Source organism: Methylocystis borbori (assembly GCF_036576025.1).
GTDB classification, from domain to species: Bacteria; Pseudomonadota; Alphaproteobacteria; order Rhizobiales; family Beijerinckiaceae; genus Methylocystis; species Methylocystis borbori.
Genome location: NZ_JAZHYN010000038.1, coordinates 22,772 through 31,250 on the forward strand (window position 1 = coordinate 22,772; position 8,479 = coordinate 31,250).

An 8,479-nucleotide genomic window follows, 5' to 3' on the forward strand; every position below is an offset into this window, starting at 1 on the left:
GGAACCCCCGTATTAAATTCTTCGGTCGACGGTCGACGCCCAGCGCCGATGTCCATGTCACGTTGCTATAAAATTTTGGTAATGCAACGGGCGTTGATCAAATATTGGGCTATGCGGAGCGCATTCTTCGCGGCTGTGGCTCCCAAGCAACAATCCCTTACAATATCTGTGAGATTCGGGCTCGCGTCTATGTTGCGACGCCACATTTTTTACCATTGCGAACCTTCCTCGCGCCGGTCGCGCGGGCTTGCCTGCCTTGCCGCCGCGCAGTAATCCTTGCCGCCATTCGCGTGGTTTGTCCCGCGGCGCCGCGCTCTGACAGGCGTCGCGCGAATAGCCCCGATCGACGCTTATGCGAGGACTTTTTGAGCGCGACCGAACCCGCCGTCACGCCGGAGCTGGCTCTCGCCCACGGCCTCAAGCCCGAGGAATATGAGCGCATCCTGAAACTCATCGGGCGCGCGCCGAGCTTCACCGAGCTCGGCATATTTTCGGCGATGTGGAACGAGCACTGTTCCTACAAATCCTCGCGCATCCATCTCCGCAAGCTGCCCACAAGCGCGCCCTGGGTGATTCGCGGCCCCGGCGAAAACGCCGGCGTCATCGACATCGGCGACGGCGACGCCTGCGTCTTCAAGATGGAAAGCCATAACCACCCGTCCTTCATCGAGCCCTATCAGGGCGCGGCGACCGGGGTGGGGGGCATATTGCGCGACGTTTTCACCATGGGCGCCCGGCCGGTCGCCTGTCTCAACCTGCTGCGCTTCGGGCGACCCGCGCATCCGAAGACCCGCCATCTCGTCGCCGGCGTCGTCGCGGGGGTCGGCGGTTACGGCAACAGCTTCGGCGTGCCGACGGTCGGCGGCTCGACGGAGTTCGACGCGGCTTACGACGGCAATATCCTCGTCAACGCCATGGCGGTGGGGCTCGCGCGCGCCGATTCGATCTTCTATTCGGCCGCCGCCGGCGTCGGAAACCCCATCGTCTATCTCGGCTCCAAGACGGGCCGCGACGGCATCCATGGCGCGACCATGGCCTCCGCCGCCTTCGAGGAGGACGCGGAGGAGAAACGCCCGACCGTCCAGGTCGGCGATCCTTTCTCGGAAAAGCTGCTGCTCGAAGCCTGTCTCGAACTCATGGCCTCGGGCGCGGTCATCGCCATTCAGGACATGGGCGCGGCCGGGCTCACGTCTTCCGCCGTCGAGATGGGCGCCAAGGGCAATCTCGGCGTTGAACTCGACCTCGACGCCGTCCCGTGCCGCGAAGAGGGCATGACCGCCTATGAGATGATGCTCTCCGAGAGCCAGGAGCGCATGCTCATGGTCCTGAAGCCCGAGCTTGAGGGCCAGGCGGAGGCGATTTTCAGGAAATGGGGGCTCGATTTCGCCATCGTCGGCAAGACGACGGACACGCTGCGCTTCGTCGTGAAACATCGGGGCGAGGTGAAGGCCGATCTCCCCATCAAGGAGCTTGGCGACGAGGCGCCCGTCTATGACCGGCCCTTTGCCGAGACGCCGAAGCCCGCCCCGATCGATCCCGCCTCCATCGCGCCCCCGGTCTCCAATCGCGACGCGCTCTTGAAACTGCTCGCGACCGCCAATCTTTGCTCCAAGCGCTGGGTCTTCGAGCAATATGACCATCTCATCCTCGGCAATAGCGTGCGGGCGCCGGGCGGCGACGCGGCGGTGATCAGGATCAAGGACGGGCCGAAGGGACTGGCGCTCACGACCGACGTGACGGCGCGCTATTGCGCCGCCGATCCCTATGAAGGCGGCAAGCAGGCGGTGGCGGAAGCCTGGCGCAACCTCACCGCGCGGGGCGCGACGCCGCTGGCGCTGACCGACAATTTGAATTTCGGCAATCCCGAGCGGCCGGAGATCATGGGCCAGTTCGTCGGCTGCCTTCAGGGCATCGGGGAGGCGGCGCGCGCGCTCGATTTCCCCATCGTGTCGGGGAATGTCTCCCTCTACAACGAGACGCAGGGCGCCGGCATTCTGCCGACCCCCGCCATCGGCGGGGTGGGCGTGATCGCAGATGTCGCCAAGGCGGCGCGGACAGGCTTCGCCCGCGAAGGCGATATCATCCTGCTCATCGGCGAAAGCCGCGGCTGGCTTGGCCAGTCGGCCTATCTCCGCGATATTTGCGGGGAGAGCGAAGGCGCGCCGCCGCCGGTCGATCTTGCGGCCGAGCGCCGCAATGGCGACTTCGTCCGCGATCTCATTCTCTCAGGCCGAGTTACGGCGGCGCATGATCTTTCCGACGGGGGCCTCGCCGTGGCGCTCGCCGAAATGGCGCTTGCGGGCGGTCTTGGGGCGGAAATCGCCGCGCTGCCGCATGGGCCCGCCCACGCTATTCTCTTTGGCGAGGATCAGGCCCGCTATCTCGTCGCGGTCGAGAGCGAGGAAGCGGCCGAAGCGCTTCGGGGCAACGCCGCCACGGCGGGCGTTCCGGTTTTCCTGCTCGGCCGCGTCAAGGGAAAGGCGTTGATTCTTCCGGGCGAGACGCCAATATTGCTCGGTGAGCTCCACAACGCGCATGAAACGCCCCTGCCGGCTTATATGGCGGGCGACGACCGCGCCTTCTCCAGCAAGGACTGAACGAAACATGCCGATGCCCGCCGCCGAGATCGAACGCCTCATCAAAGAGGCCATTCCCGACGCCAGCGTGCAGCTCACCGCGCTCGCCGACGACAATGACCACTGGTCGGCGACGGTCGTGTCGGAAGCCTTTCGCGGCCTCTCGCGGGTCAAGCAGCATCAGATGGTCAACGCCGCCTTCGGCGGCAGGCTCGGCGGCGAGCTTCACGCGCTCGCCTTGACGACGCGCGCGCCCTAACGACACATGCACCGGCGGCGCCTTGAACGCCGCGTAAAAGGACGATCCAAATGTCGGATGACGTAAACGCCCGCATCAAGAATGAAATCGAATCGAGCGATGTCGTGCTCTTCATGAAGGGCACGCCGCAAGCGCCGCAATGCGGCTTCTCGATGCAAGTGGTGCAGATCCTCAATCAGCTCGGCGTGCCCTATAAGGCGATCAATGTCCTCGCCGACGGCGGCATTCGCGAGGGGATCAAGGCCTATTCGAACTGGCCGACGATTCCGCAGCTCTATGTGAAGAACGAATTTATCGGCGGCTGCGACATCACGCGCGAACTCTTCCAGACCGGCGAACTTGCCGCGCTTCTCGACAAGGAGGGCGTGCCGCACGCCTAAGCTTGCAGCAAGCTTAAACGAGACAGACGTTTTTCTTAAGACGCGCGGCCCATCTGAGCCGCGCGTTTTGCGTTTGTCGGTCCTCGCGTGGACCGATCTTTTGCTCCCTCATTGGTCCCATAAGCAAAATTTTCCTATTTTCCACCTTTTTATGACAAACATATGAACCATCGTATAGCCGATGGCGCGAAGCGACGCATCGATCAAACGCCGCGCCGACGATGGAGGACATGATGTCGTTGAAATTCGCATTCTCGACGGTTCTCGCCGCCGCGCTTGGCGTGACGCTCTTGGCCGCGCCGGCCTCCGCGCGCGATCGCCATTATGATTTCGATCAGGCGTGGGGCGATTCGGTCCGGCGGCACCAGCGCGACGAAGCGCTCAGCGCGCCGACGGTCGACGTCATGCGCCAGCGTCCGAACGAGGTCTTTAATCCCTATATGACGCCGCATGATCCGCGCGGCCTCATCATCCTCGAAGGCGCCCGCTAGAGCGCGCTGCGAAAAAGTGGATACCGGTTTTTCGCGCAGACCGCGCTCTACGCTATTAGAACCGATCACGTTATCTGCATTTGGGCGTAATCGCCCAAATGCCGCGTGATCTAGAGCGTCGCCTTCATTCGCGGTGAAAATCGGCGGCTCCGGCGCTAGAGCAGGTTCCGAAAAAGTTGACAGGCTTTTTCGACGAGAACCTGCTCCAATATTTTGATTTTGAGCGATTCCTTATCGATCACATGATTCCATGTGATCGGGAAGCGCTCTAGCGTCGGAGCCGCTTTTTCTCGCCGTTTGATTTCGCGCGGCGCTTGCGCCACTGTCGGTCATGGCCTCGTTCCTTTTCAGCTTGCGCGCATGCCGCGCCGTCGCGTTTGACGAAAGGCCGCGCGCCCGATGACGAAGACCGCCGCGCCGCTCGTCGTGACGCAGGGCGATCCTTCGGGAATAGGGCCGGAAATCCTTCTTAAGGCCTATCTCGCGCGCGACGATTACGGCTTGCCCCCGTTTTTTCTTCTTGCCGATCCCGCGCATATCGCCCGCGTCGCGGGCGAGCTTCAACTCGACGTCAAGATCGAAGCGACGGCGCCAGATAAAGCCTGCAAGACATTCGCGCATGCGCTGCCCATCGTCTCGCTTGACTATGACGTGCGCGGCTTTCCCGGTCGCCCCGATCCGGCGGACGCCGCTTCGACGATAAGCGCCATCGAGCGCGCGGTGGCATGCGTCGTTAAAGGCGACGCGCGCGCGCTCGTCACCAATCCGATCTCGAAGTCCGCGCTTTACGACGCAGGCTTCGCGCATCCCGGCCATACTGAATTTCTGGCGACGCTGGCGCATCGCCATTATGGCGGCGCGCGGCGCGCCGTGATGATGATCTGGGCCGAAGAGCTCGCCGTCGTGCCGATCACGATTCATATTCCGCTTTCCGACGCGCCGAAGCGATTGACGCGCGACCTCATCGTCGAGACGGGCGAGATCGCCGCGCGCGATCTCGCCGCGCGCTTTCATATCGAGAAGCCGCGACTCGCATTCGCCGGGCTCAATCCGCATGCCGGCGAGAATGGCGCGCTCGGGCGCGAGGAGATCGACGTTATCGCGCCGGCGATTGCGACATTGCGCGCGCGCGGCGTCGAGGCTTCCGGTCCGCATCCCGCCGATACGATGTTTCACGCTGCGGCGCGCGCGACATATGATGTCGCGCTCTGTCCGACGCATGATCAGGCGCTGATCCCGATCAAGACGCTCGCCTTCGAGCGCGGCGTCAATGTCACGCTCGGCCTGCCTTTCGTGCGCACCTCGCCCGATCACGGTACGGCTTTCGACATCGCCGGGCGCGGCGTCGCCGATCCGAGGAGTCTGATCGAGGCGATCCGGCTCGCGGGACGAATCTCATAAGCGATGGACGCGCTGCCGCCCTTGCGCGAAATCGTCGCGCGCTACGGACTTGATGCGAAGAAATCGCTCGGCCAGAATTTCCTTTTCGATCTTAATCTCACGGCGCGCATCGCGCGCGCCGCCGGCCCGTTCGACAATGTGACCGTGGTCGAAATCGGACCCGGCCCCGGCGGGTTGACGCGCGCGTTGCTGGCGCAAGGCGCGTATGTCGTCGCGATCGAGCGCGATGCGCGTTGCCTGCCGGCGCTTGAAGAACTCGCCGCGCATTATCCCGGCCGCCTCACCATCGTCGAAGGCGATGCGCTCGAGATGGATGTCGCAGCGCTTGCACGGACCCATGCGCCTGTCGCTGACAACGCCAAGGTCGCCCGCATCTGCGCCAATCTTCCCTATAATGTCGCAACCGCGCTTTTGACGAAATGGATCGAGGCGGAACCCTGGCCTTCGGTCTTCGACCGCTATGTGCTGATGTTTCAAAAAGAGGTCGCGCAGCGCATCGTCGCCACGCCGAAAGAGCGCGCGGACTATGGCCGCCTCGCGGTGCTGTGCGGCTGGCGCACGAAAGCGCGCACCCTGTTCGACGTATCGCCCGCGGCTTTCACGCCGCCGCCGAAAGTGACTTCTTCCGTCGTCGAGCTTGTTCCAAATCCCGCGCCGCTCGCATGCGACGCCCGCGCATTGTCGCGCGTGACGCAGGCCGCTTTCGGGCAGCGGCGCAAGATGCTGCGGCAGAGTTTGAAATCGCTTGGCATCGACGCCGCCGCGCTCCTCGCGGCGACGGGAATTGAAGAAACGAAACGCGCGGAAGAGATCGATGTTGCGGGCTTTGTGGCGCTCGCGCGGGAATTGTCGCGCGTTGCGCGATGAAGCCACATCCGCGAGTCTTTACGCGAATGAAGCCTTAAGGAAGCCAAGGCCGCCGGGCGGAATGGCTAATATGGATGATTTCGATCGACGCTCCTTGGGCGCGATAGAAAATCTTATATGCGGATTTGGGAACGAATTTGACGAATATTCCGCGCTGTTGCGTCCGCATGCCAACGCCGGGATTGTCGGCGATGAGAAGGATCGCGTTACCTAATCTTGCGGCGACGAGTCGCTTCGCTTGCGGAGAACGTTCGGCGAGATAGGCGTATATTGAAGCAAGGTCGCGCTGCGCGCGTAGCGCATAGCGAATTTTTACGCCGTGAATTTCTTCCACAGCGTCGCCATTTCCTCAGCCGAGGCGAAGTCGCCGCGCTCGGCCTCGGCCAATCCTTCCAAGACCGCCGCTTCTTCTTCAGGCGCCATCGCGTAATGGCCGGCGCGCGCCGCTTCGATCTCGCGCGCGGCCTCGGCCAGAGCCTCCTGGTCTTCGGCCGGCCAGCTCTCGATCACGGGCAGCATTCGCTGGAGAGCGTTGATCATGCCCGTAACATAGCATGAAAAGGACGGGCGGCGAAGCGACGGCGCGCCTCACTCGCTCAGCAATTGCGCGACGAATTTCTCGATTTCCTTTTCGCGCCTTGGCCGTCGCTGGCGCTCGGCGCGCAGGATCGCGATCAGATCGTCGAAGGCGCGCTGCAGATCGTCATTGACGATCACATAGTCGTAATCCTTCCAGCGCGCGATTTCCTTGCGGGCGTTGTCCAGCCGCTTTTCGATCGCTTCGCGCGGATCCTCGGCGCGCCGCTCCAGCCGCGCGCGCAGTTCTTTCATCGACGGCGGCAGGATGAAGACGGTCACCGTATCGGCGCCCAGCTTCTCGCGCACCTGGCGCGTGCCCTGATAGTCTATGTCAAAGAGGCTGTCGCGGCCCTGCGCCAATATCTCTTCCACCGGCGCGCGCGGCGTGCCGTAGAAATTGCCGTGCACCTCGGCCCATTCCAGAAGTTCGCCGGCGTCGCGCATCGCGACGAAACGCTTTTCAGAGATGAAGCTGTAATGAATGCCGTCGACCTCGCTCGATCGGCGCGTGCGCGTCGTCACCGAAATTGAGAGCGTGAGGTCGAGATCGCGATCCTGCAGCAGCATGCGCGTCAGCGTCGTCTTGCCCGCGCCAGAGGGCGAGGAAAGAATGAGAACGATGCCGCGGCGGCTGGAGGGGGTCGGAGGCATGATGTCTTGAAAGCGAGTGCCGAAATAGCGGGTACTGAGTAGTGAGTAGGAGCGCGTCTGTCTACTCGCCGCTCACTCTATGTTCTGCGCTTGCTCGCGGAACTGTTCGACTTCGACCTTCAATTCGAGGCCGATCGCCGTCAGCGCCGCGTCGTTGGATTTGGCGCAAAGCGTATTGGTTTCGCGCGACAGTTCCTGCGCGAGGAAATCGAGACGCCGCCCGATGGGTCCGCCGGCGGCGATGAGTTTCCGCGCGCTTTCGATATGGGCCTTGAGCCGGTCGAGCTCCTCGCGAATGTCGGCCTTGACCGCGAGCAGCACGGCTTCCTGATGCAGCCGCGCCGGATCGAGCGTTTCGGCGTTTTCGAGAAGCCGCGCGAGCTGCTGCGCGAGCCGGACGCGAATGGCCTCGGGCTGGCGGGCCGGCGCGGCGTCGGCTTGCGCCGAGAGCGCGCCGATGCGCTCGAGCCTTTGTGAAAGCACCGCGGCGAGCGCCGCGCCTTCCGTCTTGCGCGAGGCAAGAAGCGCGTCGAGCGTTTCGTCGAGCGTCGCGAGAATCTGCGCTTCGAGTTCCGCGCGTTGCGCTTCCGTAAGCTCCGGCTCGGCGATTTCGATGACGCCGCGCACGGCGAGGAGCCCGTCGAGCGTCGCCGGGCCGATATGCGCCGGCGGCGGCGTCTCGGCGAGGGCGGCGAGCAGTCCCGCGAGCGCCTTATGGTTGAGCCGGGCGGTCTGGCCCTCGTCCTCGCGCTTCGCCGCGAGATTGACGAAGACCGCGCCGCGGGCGAGACGCGCGGCGATTTTCTCGCGCGCCTTGATCTCCACCGCCTCGAAATCCGGAGGCGCGCGCAAGCGCAGATCGAGCCCCTTGGCGTTGACGCTCTTGATCTCCCAGGCGTAGCGCCAGGAGCCGAGATTGGTGGCGAGGCTTCCCTGGGCGCGGGCGAAGCCCGTCATGCTGAAGACGCTCATGCGGAAAGATCGGCTCCGGGCGCTAGATCACGCTGCATTTGGACGGTTCCGCCCAAATGCGGATAAGGCGATCGATTCAAAAGGCGGCGCGCTTTACGCGAAAAACCGGACTCCACTTTTTCGCAGCGCGCTCTGTGTGAATGGCGGCGAATATTAGCGCAACGCGGGCGCCGCCGCGGGCACGGTCTTGGCGGAAGTCAAATCCCAGCTCTTGTCGCGCAGCGGATCGAGCGGCGTGCCCTCGGAGGCGTCGAAGGCGCGCGGGCGCAGGGGCCGGCCGCCGACGGGCGCCAGCGCCGTTGG

Annotated in this window: 11 protein-coding genes; 6 read left to right on the forward strand and 5 right to left on the reverse strand. The window is 63.9% G+C overall.

The features are described 5' to 3' along the window. The first annotated feature begins 365 nt into the window (after nucleotides 1–365). The 4 genes from purL (at nucleotide 366) to V3H18_RS12405 (ending at nucleotide 3,706) form a co-directional block, all read left to right on the forward strand. Nucleotides 366–2,597: a phosphoribosylformylglycinamidine synthase subunit PurL gene (purL, locus tag V3H18_RS12390; RefSeq protein ID WP_332082380.1), complete on the forward strand. Its 2,232-nt coding sequence runs from the start codon at nucleotides 366–368 to the stop codon at nucleotides 2,595–2,597. A 7-nt stretch (nucleotides 2,598–2,604) separates the two neighbouring features. After that, nucleotides 2,605–2,835 (forward strand): BolA/IbaG family iron-sulfur metabolism protein, encoded by a 231-nt coding sequence (locus V3H18_RS12395; protein ID WP_332082381.1) that lies wholly within the window; start codon nucleotides 2,605–2,607, stop codon nucleotides 2,833–2,835. Nucleotides 2,836–2,885: 50 nt separating this feature from the next. Beyond that, nucleotides 2,886–3,215 carry a Grx4 family monothiol glutaredoxin gene (grxD, locus tag V3H18_RS12400; protein ID WP_332082382.1) on the forward strand — a complete coding sequence of 110 codons (330 nt, stop codon included), beginning with the start codon at nucleotides 2,886–2,888 and terminating at the stop codon, nucleotides 3,213–3,215. Nucleotides 3,216–3,448: 233 nt separating this feature from the next. Further along, a complete protein-coding gene (locus V3H18_RS12405) occupies nucleotides 3,449–3,706 on the forward strand; it encodes a hypothetical protein (protein ID WP_332082383.1) in 258 nt (85 codons plus the stop codon). Nucleotides 3,707–3,861: 155 nt separating this feature from the next. Here the strand turns inward: V3H18_RS12405 and V3H18_RS12410 are convergent, their stop codons facing one another. Next, a complete protein-coding gene (locus V3H18_RS12410) occupies nucleotides 3,862–4,029 on the reverse strand; it encodes a hypothetical protein (RefSeq protein WP_332082384.1) in 168 nt (55 codons plus the stop codon). A 76-nt stretch (nucleotides 4,030–4,105) separates the two neighbouring features. On the opposite strand from V3H18_RS12410, the gene pdxA reads away from it, so the two are divergent. Next, nucleotides 4,106–5,107 carry a 4-hydroxythreonine-4-phosphate dehydrogenase PdxA gene (gene pdxA, locus V3H18_RS12415; protein WP_332082385.1) on the forward strand — a complete coding sequence of 334 codons (1,002 nt, stop codon included), beginning with the start codon at nucleotides 4,106–4,108 and terminating at the stop codon, nucleotides 5,105–5,107. Nucleotides 5,108–5,110: 3 nt separating this feature from the next. Further along, the gene (rsmA, locus tag V3H18_RS12420) at nucleotides 5,111–5,974 is read left to right on the forward strand and encodes a 16S rRNA (adenine(1518)-N(6)/adenine(1519)-N(6))-dimethyltransferase RsmA (protein WP_332082386.1); all 864 of its coding nucleotides are present in this window, start codon (nucleotides 5,111–5,113) and stop codon (nucleotides 5,972–5,974) included. A 34-nt stretch (nucleotides 5,975–6,008) separates the two neighbouring features. Here rsmA and V3H18_RS16675 read toward each other — a convergent pair whose 3' ends face one another. The 4 genes from V3H18_RS16675 to V3H18_RS12440 all read right to left on the reverse strand — a co-directional run bounded on the left by V3H18_RS16675 (nucleotide 6,009) and on the right by V3H18_RS12440 (nucleotide 8,176). After that, complete coding sequence (locus V3H18_RS16675) at nucleotides 6,009–6,308, reverse strand: type II toxin-antitoxin system RelE/ParE family toxin (protein WP_408631782.1); 300 nt, start codon at nucleotides 6,306–6,308, stop codon at nucleotides 6,009–6,011. After that, nucleotides 6,287–6,514: a hypothetical protein gene (locus V3H18_RS12430; protein ID WP_332082388.1), complete on the reverse strand. Its 228-nt coding sequence runs from the start codon at nucleotides 6,512–6,514 to the stop codon at nucleotides 6,287–6,289. Before V3H18_RS12430 ends, V3H18_RS16675 begins: the two co-directional genes overlap by 22 nt. A 48-nt stretch (nucleotides 6,515–6,562) precedes the next feature. Further along, nucleotides 6,563–7,204 (reverse strand): guanylate kinase, encoded by a 642-nt coding sequence (gmk, locus tag V3H18_RS12435; RefSeq protein WP_332082389.1) that lies wholly within the window; start codon nucleotides 7,202–7,204, stop codon nucleotides 6,563–6,565. Between the two features lie 72 nt (nucleotides 7,205–7,276). Then, on the reverse strand, nucleotides 7,277–8,176 hold the full coding sequence (locus V3H18_RS12440) for a YicC/YloC family endoribonuclease (RefSeq protein WP_332082390.1): 900 nt from the start codon (nucleotides 8,174–8,176) through the stop codon (nucleotides 7,277–7,279). Nucleotides 8,177–8,479: the final 303 nt, after the last annotated feature.